We start from the raw sequence: 20,439 nt of genomic DNA, 5'->3' as shown, positions 1-20,439 counted from the left end.
GCCCGCTTATTCCTCGACCTGCAGGATGGCCAGGAAGGCTTCCTGCGGCACCTCGACCGAGCCGATCTGCTTCATGCGCTTCTTGCCGGCCTTTTGCTTTTCCAAGAGCTTGCGTTTGCGCGAGACGTCGCCGCCGTAGCACTTGGCCAGCACGTTCTTGCGCAGCGCCTTGATGTTCTCGCGCGCGATCACGTTGGCGCCAATCGCCGCCTGGATGGCCACGTCGAACTGCTGGCGGCTGATGATCTCGCGCATCTTGGCGGCCACGGCGCGGCCCCGGTACTGCGCCTGGGTGCGGTGCACGATGATGGACAGGGCATCCACCTTCTCGCCGTTGAGCAGGATGTCCACCTTGACTACGTCGGACGGGCGGTTTTCCTTGAATTCGTAGTCCATCGAGGCGTAGCCCCGGCTGACCGATTTGAGCTTGTCGAAGAAGTCCAGCACGATCTCGCCCAACGGCATCTCGTAGGTCAGCATGACCTGGCGGCCGTGGTATTGCATGTTCATCTGCACGCCGCGCTTTTGGTTGGCCAGCGTCATCACGGGCCCGACATAGTCCTGCGGCATGTACAGATGCACCACGACGATGGGCTCGCGCACCTCTTGGATCTTGCCCTGCTCGGGCATTTTTGACGGGTTTTCCACCTGGATGATTTCGCCGTCGCCCTTGACCACCTCATAGACCACGCTGGGTGCGGTGGTGATGAGATCCATGTCGAACTCGCGCTCCAGGCGCTCCTGCACGATCTCCATGTGCAGCAGGCCCAGGAAGCCGCAGCGAAAGCCAAAGCCCAGCGCCTGCGAGACTTCCGGCTCGTAGTGCAGCGAGGCGTCGTTGAGCTGGAGCTTTTCCAGCGCGTCGCGCAGCGCGTCGTACTGGTTGGCCTCGGTCGGGTACAGGCCGGCGAAGACCTGCGGCTGGATTTCCTTGAAGCCGGGCAGTGCCTGGCTGGCCGGGCCAAGGTTGTTGGGCAACTTTTTTTCCAGCGTGATGGTGTCGCCCACCTTGGCAGCCTTCAGCTCCTTGATGCCGGCGATGATGTAGCCGACCTCGCCGGCCTTGAGTGCGTCGCGCGGCAGCTGCGCCGGGGTGAACACGCCCAGGTTGTTGGCGTCGTAGGTGGCGCCGGTGGCAATCATCTTGAAGCGCTCGCCCTTTTTCAGCTCGCCATCGACCACGCGCACCAGCATGACCACGCCGACATAGCTGTCGAACCAGCTGTCGATGATCATGGCGCGCAGCGGCGCGTCGGGCTTGCCACGCGGCGCCGGCACCTTGGCGACGATCTGCTCCAGCACGTCGTCTATGCCCATGCCGGTCTTGGCGGAGATCGGGATGGCCTCGCTGGCATCGATGCCGATCACGTCCTCGACCTCGGCCTTGGCGGCGTCCGGATCGGCCTGCGGCAAGTCCATCTTGTTGAGCACCGGCAGCACTTCCACGCCCAGATCCAGCGCGGTGTAGCAGTTGGCCACGGTCTGCGCCTCGACGCCTTGCGAAGCATCGACCACCAGCAGCGCACCCTCGCAGGCCGACAGCGAGCGCGAGACTTCATACGAGAAATCCACGTGGCCGGGCGTGTCGATCAGGTTCAGGTTGTAGACCTGGCCGTCGCGGGCCGTGTATTGCAGCGCTGCGGTCTGTGCCTTGATGGTGATGCCACGCTCGCGCTCGATATCCATGGAGTCCAGCACCTGGGCCTCCATCTCGCGGTCGGCCAGGCCGCCGCAGCGCTGAATGATGCGGTCGGCAAGCGTGGACTTGCCGTGGTCGATGTGGGCAATGATGGAGAAATTTCGGATGTGGTTCATCAACGGCTAACGGGCAGGTATCTGACAGGTATCTGTATGGCCGCACTCGACGGCCATGAAAAAAGGGCGCGTCAGACAAGTGACGCGCCCTGAACCAACAATCTGTGGCAACTGCGATGGTTGGAGCTTCATTGTAGGCAAAAAGCCCATCGGCAAGCCCGCGCAGCGCTGCTCAGGGGCCGCCTCCGGGCGGCGGGTGGCGGCTGGAGCGCCCGGTCACACGGAGGTTTTTGGCGGGGCATTCTAGCAAACGGCCCGAACGGGCAGGCCGCCTGCAACGCCGACAAACCCGCTGGCCGCTCTCAGCGCGCCGGGCGGATCAGCGCGTATTGGGCCCACTCGCCACGGCGCACCAGCACGCTGACAGGCTTGGACTTTTCGGCCTTGGCCACCGCCGTATCGAAGTCCTTGAGGTTGCGGATTTCCACATTGGCCAGGGCCACGATCACGTCGCCCTCGCGCAGGCCGGCGCGCGCTGCCGCGTCGCTGGCCGAGACCACGCGCACGCCGCCCTTGATCTTGAGCTCCTTTTCCTGCGCGGCGGTCAGCTCGGCCACGACCAGGCCCAGGTGCTGGGCGGTAGCGGTCGGCTGGCTGCCATCGCCCTTGCCTTGCCCCTCGTCTGCCTTGGCGACGGTCTTCTCGTCAGGCTCGACCTCGGCAATGGTCACCGTCAGGTCGCGCGCCGCACCACGCCGGAACACCGTGATGGCGGCCTTGGTGCCGGGCTTGGTGTTGCCCACCAGGCGCGGCAGGTCGGCCACCCGATCCACCGGCTTGCCCTCGAAGCGGATGATGATGTCGCCGGCTTCGATGCCGGCCTTTTCCGCCGGCGAGCCGGGCTCGACGCCGCGCACCAGCGCACCCTGCGACTTGCCCAGGCCGATGGACTCGGCCACGTCCTTGGACACGCCCTCGATCTGCACACCGATGCGCCCGCGCGAGACGCGGCCCGTGGCGCGCAACTGGTCGCTCACGCGGATGGCCTCGTCAATCGGGATGGCAAACGAAATCCCCATGAAGCCGCCCGAGCGCGAGTAGATCTGGCTGTTGATGCCCACCACCTCGCCGCGCATGTTGATCAGCGGCCCGCCGGAGTTGCCGGGGTTGATCGCCACGTCGGTCTGGATGAAGGGCAGGTAGTCGCCGGTGTCGCGCTGCTTGGCGCTGACGATGCCGGCGGTGACCGTGTTGTCCAGGCCAAAGGGCGAGCCAATCGCCATGACCCACTCGCCAGCCTTCAGGCGGCTCACATCGCCCACGCGCACCGCCGGCAGGCCGGTGGCGTCGATCTTGACCACGGCCACGTCGGTGCGCTTGTCCGAACCGATGATCTTGGCCTTGAACTCGCGCTTGTCGGTCAGGGTCACGATGACCTCGTCGGCGCCCTCGACCACGTGGGCATTGGTCATGACGAAGCCGTCGGCGCTCAGGATGAAGCCCGAGCCCACGCCGCGCGGCTGCTCGCGGGGCTGGGGCGGCTGCTGCGGGCCCTGCTGGCGCGGGATGTTGGGCACCGGCAGGCCGAAGCGCTTGAAGAACTCCAGCATGTCCTCGTCCATGCCCCCATGGACGGACGGGCGTTGACGCGCTCGGTGGTGCGGATGTTGACCACGGAGGGGCCGACCTGCTCGACCAGTTCGGTGAAGTCGGGCAGGCCACGCACGGCGGGTGCGGCCTGCGCGTGGGCCGGTGTGGCGCTGGCCAGCCATCCGGTGCCACCGGCCAGGGCCAGGGCCACGGCTAGCGCGCAGGAGGACAGTTGGTTTCTGGTGGGCGGATTCTTGAGCATGGGCAGCCTTTCCAAGCAAAGGGGTGTTGTAGTTGTCGCATCCAGACCCGCAGGGCGTGCAACGCACCTGGGGTCATGAACCGGCACTTGGAAGGAAAGCAGACGCCATTGGTTCCCTGGCGTCTGCCGGCCAGGATGCGCCCAGGCTGTCGGCAAAAGCGCCCAACGCCCAACGTTCAGCGCTCACGCCCGGCAAAGCTGGCGTTGCGCAGGAAGTCTGCCGGCATCTGCAGCGCCGTGGTGCTGTTGCCCAATTGCCGGTGTGCGGCCAGCAGCTCGTCCAGACGTGGGTCGCGGATCATGATGGGCTGCGGCGGCGGCACTGCCGTGGCCATGGTTGCAGCCATGCCCGAAGCTCCTGCCGCCCCGGTGGCAGAGACGGCAGCGGCGGAATCGGCTGCAGCAAGGGTCTGCCCGGCAGCCGCAGGAGCTGCCCTGGCTGGCGCAGCCGCCAGTTGCGCGCCCTGCGGCTGCGCTGCACCCATGCTGGCGTAGCTGTGCCAGCCCAGCACGGCCACCGCCGCCAGCGAGGCAAAGCCAGCGGCCATTTTCCAGCGCCAGACCTCGGCATTGGCCGCCGGATCGCGCGCGGTGGCAGGGCGCCCGGCCAGGGGCTGGGCCAGCGTCTGCACTACTGCCGGCGCCAGGCGCGGCACGGGAGCTTCCTGCGCCAGTCGCTGGCGCAGGCTGGCCAGCAGGGCGCCGCCATCACCGCCGGCGCCGGCAGCCGGTTCGCTGCGGCGCAGGCTCTCGCCGATCAGGTGATAGGCCTGCCAGCAGGCCTGCCCTTCCTCTGTTGCAGCGTAGTCCAGGGCCTGGGCAGCTTCGGCGCCGTGCAACTCGCCATCGGCCAGTGCCGAAAGCTGTTCACGCTGCAGCATCACATTGCGGTCATTCATGGTTCATCCGCCTCACGGGCGCAGATACATGCAGATAGATATTCGACCTGCCGGCCACTGCCACCGGCACAGCTGCCAGAGGGCTACCAGCGCTTGCCTGTGCGCCGATCCAGCAGCGGCTTGACGCGCGCCGAAATGGCCTCGCGCGCACGAAAGATGCGTGAGCGCACCGTCCCGATGGGGCAATCCATGACAGTGGCAATCTCGTCATAACTGAGGCCTTCCAGCTCGCGCAGCGTGACCGCCTGGCGCAGCTCCTCGGGCAAGGCGGCCAGCGCATCGTTGACTGCGGCAGCAATCTCCTGGGCGGCGAGCACGGTCTCCGGGGTTTCATCGCTCGTTAGTTCACGCTCCAGCAGGGAAGTTTCATCATCGTCCTCGCTGCCACCGCGCAGGGCGCTTTCGGTGATGACCGGGTCGCGGCGCATGTCCACCAGCGCCTTCTTGGCCGTGTTGACGGCAATGCGGTACAGCCAGGTATAGAACTGGGCATCGCCGCGAAACTGGTGCAGCGCCCGCCAGGCACGCAGAAAGGTTTCCTGGGTGATGTCGGGCACCAAATCGACATCGCGCACCATGCGCGCCACCAGACGCTCGACCCGGCGCTGGTACTTGATGACCAGCAGTTCGTAGGCTCCCTGGTCGCCCGCCACGGCACGCTCGACCAGCTGCAGATCGGTATCGGCAGGGCTGGCAGGCACGGCGGGGGAATCTGTCATGTTGCTGATCGTCGCCTCGGCTCAGCCAGGCATGGAGTCGGATGGTGACACGGCATTGCTGTCCGGTGCGGGCGCCTCGGGGGCGCGGGAATACAGCGCACGGCGCAGCGGCAGCCAGGCGCCGCAGGCCGGGGTGGCAGCGCAGCGGGACAACCACAGCCACAGCGCCGGCTGGTGCTGGAGCTGCCCGCGCAGCAGCAGGGTCGATTGCAGATCAAGACACACCTCGGGCGGGCCGGTCAGCGCCTGGGGCTGTTCCCAGCCGCTGCGCTCCAGGCTCCAGCCCTGGCCATCCCACACCAGCTGACCGCACGGCAACGCGCGCCACCAGCGCCAGGCCAGGGCTGCGCAGACCAGCCACAGGCAGGGCACAGCGATGGTGGCAGCGACGCTGCGCGGGCCGCTCAGCACCAGCCACGACGCACTGCACAGCAACCCGGCAGCACACAGTAATCCGACTGCCCAGCCCAGCCCGGCGCTCGGGCCGAAAGCGTGGCGTACTGCAGGAGCCAGCCGATGCACCTGCACGGCAGCTAAACGCCAGTCGGGAACCAGGCAGCGAGTGCGGCCACCCTGGCGGACGCAGCAGGCCGCACTTGCAGGCAACGCAGCTGCTGCACGCTCTGGCTCTGGCTCTGGCTCTGCCGCTCAGACCCGCTGGAACACCAGCGTGCCGTTGGTGCCGCCAAAGCCGAAGTTGTTCTTCAGCGCCACGTCCATCTTCATGTCGCGCGCCTCATTGGCGCAGTAGTCCAGGTCGCACTCGGGATCCTGCTCGAAGATGTTGATGGTCGGCGGCACCTTCTGGTGGTACAGCGCCAGCACGGTGAACACGCTCTCGATGCCGCCGGCGCCGCCCAGCAGGTGGCCGGTCATGGACTTGGTCGAGCTGACTACCATATTGCGGGCATGTTCACCCAGGGCCGCCTTGATGGCATTGGTCTCGTTGATGTCGCCCAGCGGCGTCGAGGTGCCGTGCGCGTTCAGGTATTGCACCTGGTCGGCGTTCAGGCCGGCGTTCTTCAAGGCCGCCAGCATGGCGCGGCGCGGGCCGTCCATGTTGGGCGCCGTCATGTGGCCGGCGTCGGCACTCATGCCGTAGCCGGTGAGTTCAGCGTAGATCTTTGCGCCGCGCGCCTTGGCGTGTTCGTATTCTTCGAGTACCAGCACACCAGCGCCCTCGCCCAGCACGAAGCCATCGCGGCCCTTGTCCCAGGGGCGCGAGGCCGTCTGCGGATCGTCGTTGCGCGTGGACAGCGCCCGCATGGCGGCAAAGCCCCCCACGCCCAGCGGCGAGACCGTAGCCTCGCTGCCGCCGGCGACGATCACGTCGGCATCGCCATACTCGATCTTGCGCGCCGCCTCGCCGATGCAGTGCAGCCCGGTAGTGCAGGCAGTGACCACCGACAGGTTGGGGCCTTTGAAGCCAAAACGCATCGAGACGTGCCCGGCCACCATGTTGATGATGGACGCCGGCACGAAGAACGGCGTGATGCGCCGTGGGCCGCGCTTTTCCAGCTCGGCGTGCGTGTCCTCGATCAGCGGCAGGCCACCTATCCCTGAGCCAATGATGCAGCCGATGCGCGTGGCCAAGTCTTCGTCCAGCGCCGCACCCGTGGGCAGGCCGGCATCCTGCACGGCCTCCTGGGCCGCAGCGATGCCGTAATGGATGAAGGTATCCATGGTGCGCGCATCCTTGGCGCTCAGATAGGCATCGAGGTCGAAGCCCTTGACCTCACCGGCAATCCTGCAGGCGAAGCTGGAGGCATCGAAACGGGTGATGAGGTCGATGCCGGACTTGCCGGCAAGGATGTTGGCCCAGGACTGCGCCACCGTATTGCCCACGGGGGAGACGCAACCCAGGCCGGTCACGACAACGCGACGACGGCTCATGCGTGAAAACCTTTAGCTGGGGGGGTGCGCCGCCACCGTGGCGGCATGGTTCAGCCCTTGTGGTGGGCGTTGGCGTAGTCGATGGCGTTTTGCACCGTGGTGATCTTCTCGGCGTCCTCGTCGGGGATCTCGATGCCGAACTCGTCCTCCAGCGCCATCACCAGCTCCACCGTGTCCAGGGAGTCGGCACCCAGATCGGCCACGAAGGCCTTCTCATTGGTGACCTGGGACTCTTCCACACCGAGTTGCTCGGCGATGATTTTTTTGACACGTGCTTCGATATCGCTCATGGTTTCCCTCTGGGGGTTGTGAAATGAATCCGCGATTCTAGCCGCATGAGGATGACACCTCCGTGCGGCTTGCCAGGCGGAATATCTGGCGCCAACTTCGCTCAATTACATGTACATGCCGCCATTGACATGCAACTCCTGCCCGGTGACATAGCCGGCGCCATCCGAGGCCAGGTAGGCCACGGCGTGGGCGATGTCTTCCGGGCGGCCCAGATCGCCCAGGGCGATCTGCGCGCGCAGGGCTTTTTTCTGCTCTTCGGGCAGCACCGCCGTCATGTCGGTGGCAATGAAGCCCGGGGCGACGCAGTTCACCGTGATGCCGCGGCTGCCCAGCTCGCGCGCCAGCGCCCGCGTCATGCCGGCCACGCCGGCCTTGGCCGCCGCGTAGTTGGCCTGGCCCGGGTTGCCCGAGGCGCCAACCACGCTGGTGATGCTGATGATGCGGCCAAAGCGCTGCTTCATCATGGGGCGGATGGCAGCGCGACTGGCACGGAACACCGCCTTGAGGTTGGTGTCGATGACGGCGTCCCAGTCGTCGTCCTTCATCCTCATGGCGAGCTGGTCGCGGGTGATGCCGGCGTTGTTGACCAGCACGTGCAGGCCGCCGTCGTGCTTGACGATGGCATCGACCAGGGCATCGACGGCAGCGCCGTCGGTGACATCGAGCCGCACGCCGCGCCCGCCGTGCGGGGCCAGGGCCGCGCCGATGCGCTCGGCGCCTTCGTCGCTGGTGGCGGTGCCGATGACGCGCAGGCCGCGCGCGGCCAGCTCGGCGGCGATGGCCGCGCCGATGCCGCGCGTGGCGCCGGTGACCAGGGCGACGCGGGGAGTGGATTCCTGGGCGCTCATGCCAGCAGCTCCTTGGTTTCGGCCAGCGTGGCCGGGTCGTACAGGGATGCGCCGACCAGCTCGGGGTCGATGCGTTTGGTCATGCCAGTCAGCACCTTGCCGGGGCCGCACTCGACGATGTGGGTTGCACCGCGTGCTTTCAGCGCCTGCACGCACTCGACCCAGCGCACCGGGGCGAAAGCCTGGCGGTACAGCGCGTCGCGGATGGCGTCCGGCTCGCTCTGCACCGCCACGTCCACGTTGTTGAGCACGGGGATGCTCGGCGCGGCCAGTGCAAGGTTGGCCAGGGCCGTGCGCAGCTTCTCGGCAGCGGGCTGCATCAGGCTGGAGTGGAAGGGTGCGGACACCGGCAGCGGCAGCGCACGCTTGGCGCCCAGACCCTTGAGCACTTCGCAGCCCTTGTCCACGCCGGCCTTGGTGCCGGCAATCACGGTCTGCACCGGGTCGTTGAAGTTCACGGCCTCCACGACTTCGACAGTGTTTTCTCCGAAAAAGGCCGTGGCTTCAGCGCAGCCAGCTATCACTTTGGAAGCATCCAGACCCAGGATGGCAGCCATGGCGCCGGCACCCACGGGCACAGCCTGCTGCATGGCGGCGGCGCGCAGGCGCACCAGCGGCGCGGCCTGGGCCAGCGTCAGCACGCCAGCGGCGACCAGCGCGGAATATTCACCCAGCGAGTGCCCGGCCACGGCGGCAGGCAACGCACCGCCCTCGGCACGCCAGGCGCGCCAGGCAGCCACGCCGGCCACCAGCATGACGGGCTGGGTGTTGGTAGTCAGCGCCAGCGCCTCCTTGGGGCCGGCGGCGATCAACGCGCCGATGTCCTCGTCCAGGGCGTCGGACGCTTCGGCCAGTGTCTCGCGCACGGCGGGATGGTCGCCCCAGGCGTCCAACATGCCAACCGACTGCGAGCCTTGGCCCGGGAAGACGAATGCAAAGGTTTCAGCCATTACCAACTCGGAATCAAACCATTCAAAATTATCAATGAAATACGCCTCAAAGCCTTGCCAGGCAAGCGTTTGCAGCTACATTTTCAGGAGCACAGCACCCCAGGTGAAGCCGCCGCCCACGCCCTCCAGCATCACGGTCTGGCCGGGCTGCACCTGGCCGGCGCGCACCGCCTGATCCAGCGCCAGCGGGATGGAGGCTGCCGAGGTGTTGCCGTGCTGATCGACGGTGACCACGACCCTGTCCATGGGCAGCTTGAGCTTGCGCGCCGTGCTCTGCATGATGCGGATGTTGGCCTGGTGCGGGATCAGCCAGTCGATGTCCCCTTCCTGCAGGCCGGCCTTGTCCAGCACGGCGCGGGCGGCCTTCTCCAGCACGCCCACAGCCAGCTTGAAGACCGCCTGGCCATCCATGGTCAAGAGCGGGCTGCCCAGCACCTCGCCGCCATAGACGTTGCCGGGCACGCACAGAATGCCCACGTGCCTGCCGTCGGCGTGCAGGTCGCTGGCCAGGATGCCCGGCTCGTCGCTGGCTTGCAGCACCACGGCGCCGGCGCCGTCGCCGAACAGCACGCAGGTCGTGCGATCCTGGAAGTTCAGGATGCGGCTGAAGACCTCGGCGCCCACCACCAGCGCGCGCCGGGCATTGCCGGCGCGGATCATGGCGTCGGCCACGGTGAGCGCATAGACAAAACCGCTGCACACCGCCTGCACGTCGAAGGCCGGGCAGCCGGCGATGCCCAACTTGTGCTGCAAGATGCAGGCCGTGGAGGGAAATACCATGTCCGGCGTGGACGTGGCGACGATGATCAGGTCGATGTCTGCGGCCTCGCAGCCGGCAGCGGCCAGGGCCTGGCGCGAGGCCTGCAGCGCCAGATCGCTGGCCGTCTGCTCGCGCTCGGCAAAGTGGCGCGCGTGGATGCCGGTGCGCTCGACGATCCACTCGTCGGAAGTCTCGACGCCCTGGGCTGCCAGCTCGGCCACCAGATCGGCGTTGCTCACTCGGCGCGCAGGCAGGCTGCTGCCCGTGCCGACAATGCGGGAATAGCGTGGTGTCATCAAAGGGGGGCCGAGGCGGCGCCAGGGGTGGTGGAAGCGGTCGTGCTGCCCAGCAGCGGCGCCGCATGGGCAACCCGGGCGCGCACGCGCTCGAGCAGGTTGTTGCGGGCCGCATCATAAGCCCGGCACAGTGCCTGCTCGAAGGCCAGCGCGTCGGCCGAGCCGTGGCTCTTGAACACCAGCCCGCGCAGGCCCAGCAGCGCCGCGCCGTTGTAGCGGCGGTGATCCATGCGCCGCTTGAGCGCCGACAGCACCGGCCAGGCCACCACGGCGGCGGCCTTGGTCAGCAGGTTGCGCGAGAACTCCTCCTTCATGAAGCCGCCGATCATGCTGGCCAGGCCCTCGATGGTCTTGAGCGCCACGTTGCCGACAAAACCGTCGCACACCACGATCTGCGCCGTGCCACGGAAGATGTCGTTGCCCTCGACGTTGCCGATGAAGTTCAGGTCGCCAGCGTTGCCTGCGGCACGCAGCAGCTCGCCGGCGCGCTTGATCTCTTCGCTGCCCTTGATGGCTTCTTCGCCGATGTTGAGCAGGCCGACGCTGGGCTGCGGCTCGTCATTCAATACTGACACCAGGGCCGAGCCCATCACGGCAAACTGCAGCAGGTGTTCGGCGGTGGAGTCGACGTTGGCGCCCAGATCGAGCACCGTGGTGGCGCCGCCGCGTGCGTTGGGGATTTGCGTGGCGATCGCCGGGCGGTCGATGCCATCCAGGGTTTTCAGCAAATAGCGGGCAATCGCCATCAGCGCGCCGGTGTTGCCGGCCGACACCGCCGCCTGCGCGCTGCCGCTCTTGACCTGGGCGATGGCCACGCGCATGGATGAGTCCTTCTTGCGCCGCAGCGCCACCTCCACGGCATCGTCCATGCCGACCACCTCGCTGGCTGGGACGTGCTGGGCGCGCTCGTGTACCAGCGCCTGCAGCCGCTCGGGGCGGCCTACCAGCAGCAGGCGCGCGTCGGCGTGGCTCTCCAGGAACTGGCGGCACGCAACCAGCGTGACATCGGGGCCGTGGTCGCCCCCCATGCAGTCAACAGCCAAGGTAATCATCGGCAAGGATCGCAAAGACACGGCCCAGCAGTGGGCCGGATACAAAAAAGCTGCCATTGTGGCAGCCGAAAACGACAAGGGCCTGCGCTACGCAGGACGTAGCCGCAGGCCCGAATATGGTGCAGCCCGCCCCGCAAGCAGCAGGCGGGCCGCCGCAGCGCAAGTGTCAGGCTTCGTTCTTGGCCTTGATCACCTGGCGGCCACGGTAGAAGCCGTTGGGGCTGATGTGGTGGCGCAGGTGCGTCTCGCCGGTCACCGGCTCGACAGCCGTGCCCGGGGTGGTCAGGGCGTTGTGCGAGCGGTGCATACCGCGCTTGGAGGGGGACTTCTTGTTTTGCTGAACAGCCATGATCGGCTCCTGGTCTTGAAAGGGTTGAAAAAGAAAACGCGATCAGCCCATAAAAGACACGAGGGGTTTCGCGCGAAGCCCGCAATTATAGCGCAGGCGTCGATGCCGATCCGGCACTGGCCCGGCTCAGTCCTTGCTGCCCTTGCCCAGGCCAGCCAGCGCGGCAAACGGATTGGGCACGCTGGCACTGGCCACCTCGAAATCCTCGTCGCTGGAGGCCAGTTGCACCGGCACCGGGCATTCGTCGTGGCGCGGCACGATGGGCAGGGCCATGATCAGCTCATCCTCGATCAGCTCGCGCAGATTGAAGTCGCGCCGCAGGGCCAGCAGGTCTTCCTCGCAATCATCGTCGAGCGCCTCGGCGGTCGCCTCGTCGGCGACGAAGCGAAACTCGCGCTCCACCTGCAGCGGCACATCGACGGGCTGCAGGCAGCGCTGGCAGATCAGCGGCACGGTGGCGTCGGCCTTGAGGTGCAGCCAAACTTCGGCGCCCAGGCCGTGGGTCGAGCGGATAGCGCCGTCGGCGCTCCAGTCCACGCGCAGATCGGGGTGCAAGCCGCGCGCCTCTTCGGCCAGGCGCTGGTAGCGCAGCAGGGTGTCATGACCGGACAGATGCGCGCCGGCCTGCGCGAAGGCCTTGACATCCAGCCGGTCGGGGGAGTGTTCCTTGGTCATGGCGGGCAGTGTAAGAGAATCAAACGATGTCAAGAACACCTTTCCTGCCCCGCCCGCTGGTACTGGCTTCGACCTCGCGCTACCGGCGCGAACTGCTGCAGCGCCTGCAATTGCCCTTTGCCGTGGCCGCGCCGCAGGTCGATGAAACCCCGCTGCCGGACGAGGCGCCACGCGCCCTGGCGCTGCGCCTGGCGCTGGCCAAGGCGCAGGCCGTGGCGGCGCAGCAGCCCGGCGCCCTGGTCATCGGCTCCGACCAGGTGGCCGACCTGGCCGGGCGCAGCCTGGGCAAGCCCGGCAGCCACGAGCGCGCCGTGCAGCAGCTGCGCCAGATGCGCGGGCAGACGGTGGTCTTTCATACCGCGCTGGCCGTGGTCTGCCTGGAAGCAGGTTTCGAGCAAGCCGATGTGGCGCCGGTGCGCGTGCGCTTCCGAGATTTGCACGACGACGAGATCGAGCGCTACCTGCACGCCGAGCAGCCCTACGACTGCGCCGGCAGCGCCAAGAGCGAGGGCCTGGGCATCAGCCTGCTGGAGGCCATCGACAGCGACGACCCCACGGCGCTGATCGGCCTGCCCCTGATCCGCACCTGCGGCATGTTGCGCGCCGCCGGAGTGGTGCTGCCATGAGTGGCGCCCCCGCCACCACGCCCGGCACGCTGTACCTGGTGCCGGCGCCGCTGGACTTCGGCTGCGCCGCCCAGGCACCGCTGGTCGAGGTGCTGCCAGCCGGCACGCTGCGCCAGGCCGCGCAACTGACCCACTGGGTCTGCGAGAACGCCAAGAGCCTGCGCGCCTACCTCAAGCGCATTGATGCCGAGCAGCCGCTGGCCGCGCCGCTGCAGCAGCAGCACATCAGCGAACTGCCGCGCCACGTCCACAAGAAGGGCGACCACGGCGGCAGCGGCGCTCCGGCCTTCGACGCGCGCACGCTGCTCGCCCCCTTGCTTGCCGGCCACGACATGGGCCTGGCCAGCGAGGCCGGGATGCCCGCCGTGGCCGATCCGGGCAGCTCGGTGGTGCGCGCTGCGCACGACGCCGGCGCGCGCGTCGTGCCACTGGTCGGGCCGGTATCGCTGCTGCTGGCGCTGGCGGCCAGCGGCCTCAATGGCCAGAACTTCGCCTTCGTCGGCTATCTGCCGCAGGACGCAGCAGCGCGCGCCCAGCGCATCCGCGAGCTGGAGGCGCTGGCGCTGCAGCAGGGCCAGAGCCAGCTGTTCATCGAGACGCCCTACCGCAACGCCGCGCTGTGGCAGGCGCTGGTGCAGCAATTGCGCCCGGGCACGCGCCTGGCCTTTGCCGAGGGCCTGACGCTGGCCGATGCGCGCGTGTACTCACATACCGTGCAGCAGTGGCGTGCGGGGGCCAGGCATGGAGCGGATGCAGCGCCGGACAATCGCACGCCGGTGGTGTTCGCCCTGGGAGCCTGACGCCTGGCAGAAGATGCCATATTGAGCATCAAATCGGCCTCAAACCCTTGTTTAGCAAGCGCTGACAGCTATTGATAAAGTAGCAAAATTCTCGCCTAGCCTCATTTCGGCATGGCGCAGTGCCCGCCGCTGGCCGCCGTGCCCGAGCCGGCGGTGATCATGGGCGGCTCCAGGCGCAGGTTGACCGGGTCGGAATGCACATAGTCCCAGGCGATGAAGCCCACCAGGGCCAGCCAGAAGGCCCAGCGCCGGAGGTTGGCGGAAGATGCAGGATTGCTCGTTGCCATGACTGAAATCCCCGCCCGGTTCAAAACTTGAAGTACCGGCGCACGCGCAGGCCCACCAGCGTGCCGGCGAAGGCCAGCGGCACCCAGATCCAGCCATGCAGGCTGCCGGTGCTGATGCCGCTGACCATGGCGCCGACGTTGCAGCCGAATGCCAGCCGCGAGCTGTAGCCCAGCAAAAAGCCCGCCCCCATGCCCACCAGCCACTGCTGGCCGCTCAGCGGCTGGCTCGGACGCGGGCGCCGGGCCGCCACCCACAGCGCCCCGGCCAGGATGCCGATGTTGGTGATGCTGGTGACATCCAGCAGCAGCGTCTGCGACAGGCGCTGGGCGTGGCCGGCGTCGCCCCAGAAGGCGTTGGCCGCCGGATCGAACAGGCCCAGCGCCGTGGCCGCCTTGGCGCCCCACAGGCCAAAGCCATAGACCACGCCCCAGGGCTGGCCGGCGACCAGCAGATTCAGCGCCGCCAGCAGCGCCAGCGCCAGCGCCCCCCAGAGCCAGCGCCCGGACAGGCCGGCGCGCAGCGGGCGTCCACTCCAGCGCGCCACCAGCAGCGCCACCAGGGCCAGGGCGGCCAGCGTGGCGGCCAGCGCCGTGCCCGCGCCCCAGCGCTGCACCAGGCCCACCGGCGCCGTCGCGCCCAGGGCCAGCCAGTCATTGAGATGCACAGAGCCCAGAAAGCTGCCCAGTGCGAACAGCGGCAGGATGGCCATGTTCATGGGCACGCCCAGGCCGGCCTTGTACAGCGTGCCCGAGCCGCAGCCGTCGGCAATCTGCATGGCCATGCCGAACACGAAGGCCCCCACCAACAGGCTGACCGAGGGCGGGCCGAGGGCGGCGGTGGTTTCCGGGAAGTGCGCCAGCATGGGCATGGAGATGGCCGACAGCAGCGCCAGCAGCAGCAACTGGCCATAGACGCCGCCCGGGTCGCGCCGCTCGACCAGGTGGCGCCAGCCGGTGGTGAAGCCAAAGCGCGCGCCGGCCAGCGTGGCGCCAAAGCCCACGCCGACCAGCAGCAGCAGCGCCTGGCGCGCCGAGACCGACCACAGCAGCCAGCCGAACAGCGCCAGCACGGCCAGCAGCAGCGGCAGGCGCTGCGCCCAGGCCGACGCAGGGGCTGAGGCGGCGCCAGAGACAGGGGCCGCCGAAACAGGGGCGGCATTGGGCAGGACGACGGTATTCATGGCGCTTGCGTTCCGAGGTTGCGGTGGGCCCAGCTCAGGGCGGTGTAGCGCAGCTGCTGCCAGCGGCCAGGCTCGTTGTCCATGGGCAGCGGCGTGCTGGCGCGCGTCCAGTCCACCATGGAGCCGGGATACAGGCGCACCTCGGGCCGGCCCAGCACCTCGGAGAGCACGAACCAGTCCGTGGCAGCCCAGTGCCCGGTGTTGCAGAACGCCACCACCGGCTGGTCGGGCGCGGCGCCCAGGCTGTCGAGCTCATCTTGCAGCGCTGCCTTGTCCAGCAGCACCGGATGCTCCAGCTCGAACAGCCTCTCGCTGTCCAGGTTGACAGCGCCCGGCAGCGTGCCGCGCGCGCGCGCCGCGTCGTGGGCGATGCGGCCTTCATAGAAGCGCGCCGGACGCGAATCGACGCGCAGCACGCCCGAGTCGCCCAGGCCAGTCTGCACCTGCTCGCGCGTGGCCAGCCAACGGCTGGAAAACTCGGGCTGCCACTGGCTGCGCGGCGCGGCCACCGGCTGCTGCTCCAGCGGCAGGCCGGCCTGCTTCCAGGCCGCCAGGCCGCCATCCAGGATGGACAGCTCGGCCACGCCCAGGGACTTGAGCGTCCAGTACACGCGCGCAGCGGCGCCGAAGTCGGTGGCGTCGGCCCCGGCGTGCGCCACCACCACGCGGCTGGCGGACGTCAGGCCCAGCTCCTGCACCAGTTGCGTCAGCACCGGCAAGGGCAGTAGCGCGCCGGGGTTATCCGGGCCGGAGCGCCAGCGGCCATAGGGCGCTGACAGCGCGCCGGGTATGTGCTGCAGCGCATAGGCCGGCGCATCGCGCACGTCCAGCACCACCAGCCGCACGCCCTGTTGCTGCTGGGCGGCCAGCTGGCGCGGACTGAGCAGCGGCTGGGCCGCCATGGCGCCGCCGGCCAGCAGCAGGCAGCAAAGGAAAAGGGAACGCAAAAGCACACGCATGGGCTGTGGGGCAGGCAAAGGCTGGGCCGGGTAGGCAAAGGCGTGCATTGTCCTGGCATCGGCAGGGCCGCCCAACGACAGATTCGTCAGATGCTTATCTGCCGGCCCGCGCCGCCTGGGCGCCACTTCGGCGCCGGCCTACCATGCGCCCTCTTGCATCGACAGGCACCGCCATGAACGCCCCACATCCTGAACCCGTCCTGTTTGCCAGCCACGGCCCGGTCTGCAGCATCACCATGAACCGGCCCGAGCGGCGCAATGCCGTACACCGGCCCATGGCCGAGGCGCTGCGTGCGGCCCTGGCCCGCTTCGAAGCCGACGACAGTCTGCGCGTGGCCGTGCTGCACGGCGCTGGCGGGCATTTCTGCGCCGGCGCCGACCTGACGGCAGTGGCCGATCCGCTGCTGCGCAACGAACTCGACCCCGAAGGCGGTGGCGCCGGCCCGATGGGGCCGACACGGCTGGCGCTGGCCAAGCCTTTGATCGCCGCCATCGAGGGCCATGCCGTGGCCGGCGGGCTGGAGCTGGCGCTGCTGGCCGACCTGCGCGTGGCCGCCGAGGACGCCACGCTGGGCGTGTTCTGCCGCCGCTGGGGCGTGCCACTGATAGACGGCGGCACGGTGCGCCTGCCGCGCATCGTCGGCATGGGACGCGCGCTCGACCTGATCCTGACTGGCCGGCCAGTGGGCGCTGCCGAGGCGCTGGGCATGGGCCTGGTCAACCGCGTCGTGCCTGCCGGGCAGGCGCTGGAGGCAGCGCTGGCACTGGCCCGGCAGCTCGCCGGCTTTCCGCAGCAGTGCATGTTGGCTGACCGGGCCTCGGCCTATGCGCAGTGGGAGCTGCCGCTGCCCGAGGCGCTGCGCATGGAGGGCCGACGCGGCACCCCCATGGTGCTGGCCGAAGGCGTGCAGGGTGCTGCCCGCTTTGCCGCTGGCGCCGGGCGGCACGGCGCATTCGACGCATCCGCATCCGCCAGCCCGGGCGAGACCCGGGAAAACTGAGGGCGGCGGCCCCGGCCCTTCAGCGCACTGCCGGCAGCGACAATCCGGCCAGCGCCCGGGCCGCGCCGGCACCCACGGCTGCGCCGAACTTGCGCGCCAGGCGCTCGGCCATGTTGTCGCGGCGCGTGTAGTCGATGACTTCCTCGGCCTTGACCACCTCGCGTGCCACGTAGTCCAGATTGCCCAGGCGGTCGGCCAGGCCCAGCTCGACGGCCTGCTGGCCCGTCCAGAACAAGCCGCTGAAGGTCTCGGGCATCTCCTTGAGACGCTCGCCCCGGCCCGCCTTGACCACGGCGATGAACTGCTGGTGGATCTGGTCGAGCATGGCCTGGGCGTACTCGCGCTGCTGGTCGCTCATGGGGCTGAAGGGGTCGAGAAAGCCCTTGTTCTCGCCAGCGGTGATCAGGCGCCGCTCCACGCCCAGCTTGTCCATGGTGCCGGTAAAGCCGAAGCCGTCCATCAGCACGCCAATGCTGCCGACGATGCTGGCCTTGTCCACGAAGATGTCGTCCGCCGCTGCCGCGATGTAGTAGGCCGCCGAGGCGCAGGTCTCCTCGACCACGGCATAGACCGGCTTGCCGTGCTTGGCCTTGAGGCGCACGATCTCGTCGTTGATGATGCCGGCCTGCACCGGGCTGCCGCCGGGCGAGTTGATCAGCAGCACCACGGCCTGCGAGCCGGAATCCTCGAAGGCGCTTCGCATGGCGGCGACGACGAACTCGGCACTGGCCTCGGCGCCGGCGGCGATCTCGCCCTTGATGTCCACCACCGCCGTATGCGGGCCGCTCTTGGTGCTGCTGGCCAGATCGCGCGTGGCGACCAGCCAGAACATGGCTCCCATCAGGGCAATCCAGGCAAAGCGCCAGAAGATGCGCCAGCGGCGCGCGGCGCGCTGCTCGGCCAGCGTGGCCAGCACCAGTTTTTCCAGCACGCTGCGCTCCCAGGCGGGGTTCTGGCCAGCGGTTTGCTGCGCCCCTTTTGCTACATTTTCGGTAGCTGGCTGCGCCCACAGGTCGGGCGGTTGGGGCGGATTGGACTGCGAACCGGTTGGTGGGGGAGTGTGGGGGTCGGTCATGGGTGGGCAGCGGTATCAGAACGCCAGCGGTTGCAGCAGGGGCGCAGTATGCCAGCGCACCTGGCCGCCCTCCTCGGTCAGCTCGACCTTGACCAGGCCGCCCCGGCAGGGGCCGCCGACGCAAGCGCCGGTATCGGGCGCGTAGGTCGCGCCGTGCGTGGCGCACAGCAGCCAGCGGCCCGTGTCGTCGAAGAAGCGGCCTTCCTGGTAGTCCATTTCCATGGGCACGTGGCTGCAGCGGTTCAGGTAGGCGTGTACCCGGCCTTCGTAGCGGATGGCGAAGGCGCGCAGCACCTGCCCGGCATAGACCACATCGAACGCCACGGCGCGTCCGCCGTCCTGCAGCTCGCTGCTGGCGCACAGGGGCTGGCCCTGCATGTGTTTCAACGGCATGGCATCGGACATCAGGCGTGCTCCTGCAGCCACTGGTGCAACTCGCCGACCGAGCGGGCGATGAAGCGCGGCGCCAGGGCGGCAAAACCGTCGATGCTGTGTGCGCCATAGCCTACGCCCACGCTGGCGCAGCCAGCGGCGCGCGCCATTTCCAGATCGTGCGTGGTGTCGCCGATCATCAGCGTGCGCTCGGGCGCCACGTCCAGCTCGGCCATCAGCTCATGCAGCATCAGCGGGTGCGGCTTGCCCGCCGTCTCGTCGGCCGTGCGCGAGGCGTCGAACATGCCGCGCAGCTGCACCGCCTGCAGCACGTGATCCAGGCCGCGCCGGCTCTTGCCGGTGGCCACGGTGAGCAGGTGGCCGCGCGCTTTGAGCATGTCCAGCAGCGGCAGCACGCCATCGAACAGGCTGATGTCGTCTTGGTGCTGCAGGTAGTGGTAGCGGTAGCGCAGCGCCAGCTCCTGGTATTTTTCGCGCGGCACGTCGGGCGCGGCGTGGGCCAGCGCCTGCGGCAGTGCCATGCCGATGACCCAGGCCGCCGCCTCGCTGGTGGGCCGGGCGCCGCCGACATCGACCACCGCCTCCTGGATGGAGCGGGTGATGATGGCGGTGGAGTCGAACAGCGTGCCGTCCCAGTCGAAGGCGATCAGGTCGAAGCGGCGGGAGAGGGTGGCGGGCATGGAAGGCAGAGAATCAATCGGCAACAGGGAGGAAATCGGCCAGCTCGGGCGGCAGACCGGCGTGTAGCGTGACGTGCTCGCCGCTGGCCGGGTGCGTGAACTGTAGCCGCCAGGCGTGCAGGAACATGCGCCTGAGGCCTTGCCGGTGCAATCGGCGGTTCAGCTCGAAGTCGCCGTATTTGTCGTCGCCGGCGATGCCGTGGCCGCTACTGGCCAGGTGGACGCGGATCTGGTGCGTGCGCCCGGTCTTGATGGTCACCTCCAGCACGCTCATGGCCGGCAGGCCCTGCAGCGGGCGCGGCCCGAGTTGCTCGCGCACCCTGACCAGCGTCAACGCACGCATGGCGTCCGGGTCATCGGCAGTGGTCACGCGCACGCGGCGCTCGCCGCTCTCCAGCAGGTATTTGTACAGCGGCGTGTCGATGACCTTTCTGCTGGTCGGCCAGCTGCCGGCCACCAGCGCCAGATAGGTCTTGCCGGTCTCGCGGCTGCGGAACTGCTCCTGCAGATGCGTGAGCGCCGAGCGCCGCTTGGCCACCAGCAGGATGCCCGAGGTCTCCCGATCCAGCCGGTGTACGAGTTCCAGAAACTTCGCCTGCGGGCGCGCCCGGCGCAGCTGCTCGATGACGCCCGAGCTCACGCCGCTGCCGCCATGCACGGCCACGCCGGCGGGCTTGTCCAGGGCGATCAAATAGTCGTCCTCCAGCAGAATGGGAAATTCACGCGCCGGCGCCGCGTGCGCGCCGTCCAGCGCCGCTGCATCCGGCGGCTGCGCCACGCGCACTGGCGGCAGGCGCACCACATCGCCCTCGGCGATGCGCGCGTCGGCGCTGGTGCGGCCCTTGTTCAGGCGCACCTCGCCGCTGCGGATGATGCGATAGACGTGCGTCTTGGGCACGCCCTTCAAGTGGCGCAGCAGGAAATTGTCCAGGCGCTGGCCGCTGGACTCGGCATCCACTTGCAGCAGGCGCGGGGCTGGGCTGCCAGGGCCTTGGGGCGCTGCCCGGTGGGCGGGCGGTTTGCCCTCTATAATCTGTTTCACCTGTGCGACAAATGTGTAAGTGGTTGATTTGTCTGGATTTTATCGGACGAAACGCC

General features: G+C 68.4%; 22 protein-coding genes and 1 pseudogene. 3 read left to right on the top strand and 20 right to left on the bottom strand.

Going from position 1 to position 20,439, the window contains the following annotated elements; all coding sequences use genetic code 11:
* Positions 1–6 precede the first annotated feature (6 nt).
* From lepA to IDM45_RS02080, 13 genes and pseudogenes are all read right to left on the bottom strand, one after another.
* Entirely contained in the window at positions 7–1,815 is a 1,809-nt protein-coding gene (lepA, locus tag IDM45_RS02140) for a translation elongation factor 4 (protein WP_209421437.1), read from the bottom strand.
* A gap of 302 nt (positions 1,816–2,117) precedes the next feature.
* Positions 2,118–3,607: pseudogene (locus IDM45_RS02135) on the bottom strand (DegQ family serine endoprotease).
* A gap of 176 nt (positions 3,608–3,783) precedes the next feature.
* A complete protein-coding gene (locus IDM45_RS02130) occupies positions 3,784–4,506 on the bottom strand; it encodes a sigma-E factor negative regulatory protein (protein WP_209421436.1) in 723 nt (240 codons plus the stop codon).
* Positions 4,507–4,589: 83 nt separating this feature from the next.
* On the bottom strand, positions 4,590–5,225 hold the full coding sequence (gene rpoE, locus IDM45_RS02125; RefSeq protein WP_209421435.1) for an RNA polymerase sigma factor RpoE: 636 nt from the start codon (positions 5,223–5,225) through the stop codon (positions 4,590–4,592).
* 21 nt (positions 5,226–5,246) lie between these two features.
* Positions 5,247–5,753 carry a hypothetical protein gene (locus IDM45_RS02120; protein ID WP_209421434.1) on the bottom strand — a complete coding sequence of 169 codons (507 nt, stop codon included), beginning with the start codon at positions 5,751–5,753 and terminating at the stop codon, positions 5,247–5,249.
* 120 nt (positions 5,754–5,873) lie between these two features.
* Positions 5,874–7,118, bottom strand: a complete 1,245-nt coding sequence (gene fabF, locus IDM45_RS02115; RefSeq protein ID WP_209421433.1) for a beta-ketoacyl-ACP synthase II — start codon at positions 7,116–7,118, stop codon at positions 5,874–5,876.
* A 50-nt stretch (positions 7,119–7,168) separates the two neighbouring features.
* Positions 7,169–7,408 carry an acyl carrier protein gene (gene acpP, locus IDM45_RS02110; RefSeq protein WP_166159477.1) on the bottom strand — a complete coding sequence of 80 codons (240 nt, stop codon included), beginning with the start codon at positions 7,406–7,408 and terminating at the stop codon, positions 7,169–7,171.
* 105 nt (positions 7,409–7,513) lie between these two features.
* Positions 7,514–8,257: a 3-oxoacyl-ACP reductase FabG gene (gene fabG / locus IDM45_RS02105; protein ID WP_209421432.1), complete on the bottom strand. Its 744-nt coding sequence runs from the start codon at positions 8,255–8,257 to the stop codon at positions 7,514–7,516.
* A complete protein-coding gene (gene fabD, locus IDM45_RS02100; RefSeq protein WP_209421431.1) occupies positions 8,254–9,207 on the bottom strand; it encodes an ACP S-malonyltransferase in 954 nt (317 codons plus the stop codon). The genes fabG and fabD overlap by 4 nt, the downstream gene beginning before the upstream one ends.
* Before the next feature lie 75 nt (positions 9,208–9,282).
* A complete protein-coding gene (locus tag IDM45_RS02095; protein WP_209421430.1) occupies positions 9,283–10,263 on the bottom strand; it encodes a beta-ketoacyl-ACP synthase III in 981 nt (326 codons plus the stop codon).
* Positions 10,263–11,315, bottom strand: coding sequence for a phosphate acyltransferase PlsX (gene plsX, locus IDM45_RS02090; RefSeq protein WP_209421429.1), 1,053 nt, complete (start codon positions 11,313–11,315; stop codon positions 10,263–10,265). Before plsX ends, IDM45_RS02095 begins: the two co-directional genes overlap by 1 nt.
* A gap of 166 nt (positions 11,316–11,481) precedes the next feature.
* Positions 11,482–11,664, bottom strand: coding sequence for a 50S ribosomal protein L32 (gene rpmF / locus IDM45_RS02085; RefSeq protein WP_209421428.1), 183 nt, complete (start codon positions 11,662–11,664; stop codon positions 11,482–11,484).
* A 126-nt stretch (positions 11,665–11,790) separates the two neighbouring features.
* Positions 11,791–12,339, bottom strand: coding sequence for a YceD family protein (locus IDM45_RS02080; protein WP_209421427.1), 549 nt, complete (start codon positions 12,337–12,339; stop codon positions 11,791–11,793).
* Between the two features lie 26 nt (positions 12,340–12,365).
* Between IDM45_RS02080 and IDM45_RS02075 the strand changes: the two genes are divergently transcribed.
* Positions 12,366–12,965 carry a Maf family nucleotide pyrophosphatase gene (locus tag IDM45_RS02075; RefSeq protein ID WP_209421426.1) on the top strand — a complete coding sequence of 200 codons (600 nt, stop codon included), beginning with the start codon at positions 12,366–12,368 and terminating at the stop codon, positions 12,963–12,965.
* On the top strand, positions 12,962–13,765 hold the full coding sequence (locus IDM45_RS02070) for an SAM-dependent methyltransferase (protein ID WP_209421425.1): 804 nt from the start codon (positions 12,962–12,964) through the stop codon (positions 13,763–13,765). The genes IDM45_RS02075 and IDM45_RS02070 overlap by 4 nt, the downstream gene beginning before the upstream one ends.
* Positions 13,766–13,866: 101 nt before the next feature.
* Here IDM45_RS02070 and IDM45_RS02065 read toward each other — a convergent pair whose 3' ends face one another.
* From IDM45_RS02065 to IDM45_RS02055, 3 genes are all read right to left on the bottom strand, one after another.
* The gene (locus IDM45_RS02065) at positions 13,867–14,052 is read right to left on the bottom strand and encodes a hypothetical protein (protein WP_209421424.1); all 186 of its coding nucleotides are present in this window, start codon (positions 14,050–14,052) and stop codon (positions 13,867–13,869) included.
* Positions 14,053–14,072: 20 nt separating this feature from the next.
* Positions 14,073–15,131: a YeeE/YedE thiosulfate transporter family protein gene (locus IDM45_RS02060; protein WP_232654372.1), complete on the bottom strand. Its 1,059-nt coding sequence runs from the start codon at positions 15,129–15,131 to the stop codon at positions 14,073–14,075.
* A 98-nt stretch (positions 15,132–15,229) separates the two neighbouring features.
* Positions 15,230–16,186, bottom strand: a complete 957-nt coding sequence (locus IDM45_RS02055; protein ID WP_408631683.1) for a sulfurtransferase — start codon at positions 16,184–16,186, stop codon at positions 15,230–15,232.
* 179 nt (positions 16,187–16,365) lie between these two features.
* On the opposite strand from IDM45_RS02055, the gene IDM45_RS02050 reads away from it, so the two are divergent.
* Positions 16,366–17,193, top strand: a complete 828-nt coding sequence (locus tag IDM45_RS02050; protein WP_209421421.1) for a crotonase/enoyl-CoA hydratase family protein — start codon at positions 16,366–16,368, stop codon at positions 17,191–17,193.
* 19 nt (positions 17,194–17,212) lie between these two features.
* Here IDM45_RS02050 and IDM45_RS02045 read toward each other — a convergent pair whose 3' ends face one another.
* The 4 genes from IDM45_RS02045 to IDM45_RS02030 are packed head-to-tail and all read right to left on the bottom strand — an operon-like array spanning position 17,213 to position 20,383.
* Complete coding sequence (locus IDM45_RS02045) at positions 17,213–18,268, bottom strand: S49 family peptidase (RefSeq protein ID WP_209421420.1); 1,056 nt, start codon at positions 18,266–18,268, stop codon at positions 17,213–17,215.
* A 15-nt stretch (positions 18,269–18,283) separates the two neighbouring features.
* Positions 18,284–18,661 (bottom strand): Rieske (2Fe-2S) protein, encoded by a 378-nt coding sequence (locus IDM45_RS02040; protein ID WP_209421419.1) that lies wholly within the window; start codon positions 18,659–18,661, stop codon positions 18,284–18,286.
* An 11-nt stretch (positions 18,662–18,672) separates the two neighbouring features.
* Positions 18,673–19,341, bottom strand: a complete 669-nt coding sequence (locus tag IDM45_RS02035; protein WP_209421418.1) for an HAD family hydrolase — start codon at positions 19,339–19,341, stop codon at positions 18,673–18,675.
* 13 nt (positions 19,342–19,354) lie between these two features.
* Positions 19,355–20,383, bottom strand: coding sequence for an RluA family pseudouridine synthase (locus IDM45_RS02030; RefSeq protein WP_209421417.1), 1,029 nt, complete (start codon positions 20,381–20,383; stop codon positions 19,355–19,357).
* Between the last annotated feature and the right edge of the window lie 56 nt (positions 20,384–20,439).

It is taken from the genome of Melaminivora jejuensis (assembly GCF_017811175.1).
Lineage (GTDB): Bacteria > Pseudomonadota > Gammaproteobacteria > Burkholderiales > Burkholderiaceae_C > Melaminivora > Melaminivora jejuensis.
The sequence above is the reverse complement of the archived record's forward strand: the minus strand, read 5'-3'. Positions and strand labels throughout refer to the sequence as shown.

Coding starts and splice junctions, on each gene's coding strand:
- lepA (WP_209421437.1), bottom strand. CDS start 1,815: ATGAACCACATCCGAAATTTCTCCATCATTGCCCACATCGACCACGGC.
- IDM45_RS02130 (WP_209421436.1), bottom strand. CDS start 4,506: ATGAATGACCGCAATGTGATGCTGCAGCGTGAACAGCTTTCGGCACTG.
- rpoE (WP_209421435.1), bottom strand. CDS start 5,225: ATGACAGATTCCCCCGCCGTGCCTGCCAGCCCTGCCGATACCGATCTG.
- fabF (WP_209421433.1), bottom strand. CDS start 7,118: ATGAGCCGTCGTCGCGTTGTCGTGACCGGCCTGGGTTGCGTCTCCCCC.
- acpP (WP_166159477.1), bottom strand. CDS start 7,408: ATGAGCGATATCGAAGCACGTGTCAAAAAAATCATCGCCGAGCAACTC.
- fabG (WP_209421432.1), bottom strand. CDS start 8,257: ATGAGCGCCCAGGAATCCACTCCCCGCGTCGCCCTGGTCACCGGCGCC.
- fabD (WP_209421431.1), bottom strand. CDS start 9,207: ATGGCTGAAACCTTTGCATTCGTCTTCCCGGGCCAAGGCTCGCAGTCG.
- IDM45_RS02095 (WP_209421430.1), bottom strand. CDS start 10,263: ATGACACCACGCTATTCCCGCATTGTCGGCACGGGCAGCAGCCTGCCT.
- plsX (WP_209421429.1), bottom strand. CDS start 11,315: ATGATTACCTTGGCTGTTGACTGCATGGGGGGCGACCACGGCCCCGAT.
- rpmF (WP_209421428.1), bottom strand. CDS start 11,664: ATGGCTGTTCAGCAAAACAAGAAGTCCCCCTCCAAGCGCGGTATGCAC.
- IDM45_RS02080 (WP_209421427.1), bottom strand. CDS start 12,339: ATGACCAAGGAACACTCCCCCGACCGGCTGGATGTCAAGGCCTTCGCG.
- IDM45_RS02075 (WP_209421426.1), top strand. CDS start 12,366: ATGTCAAGAACACCTTTCCTGCCCCGCCCGCTGGTACTGGCTTCGACC.
- IDM45_RS02070 (WP_209421425.1), top strand. CDS start 12,962: ATGAGTGGCGCCCCCGCCACCACGCCCGGCACGCTGTACCTGGTGCCG.
- IDM45_RS02065 (WP_209421424.1), bottom strand. CDS start 14,052: ATGGCAACGAGCAATCCTGCATCTTCCGCCAACCTCCGGCGCTGGGCC.
- IDM45_RS02050 (WP_209421421.1), top strand. CDS start 16,366: ATGAACGCCCCACATCCTGAACCCGTCCTGTTTGCCAGCCACGGCCCG.
- IDM45_RS02045 (WP_209421420.1), bottom strand. CDS start 18,268: ATGACCGACCCCCACACTCCCCCACCAACCGGTTCGCAGTCCAATCCG.
- IDM45_RS02040 (WP_209421419.1), bottom strand. CDS start 18,661: ATGCCGTTGAAACACATGCAGGGCCAGCCCCTGTGCGCCAGCAGCGAG.
- IDM45_RS02035 (WP_209421418.1), bottom strand. CDS start 19,341: ATGCCCGCCACCCTCTCCCGCCGCTTCGACCTGATCGCCTTCGACTGG.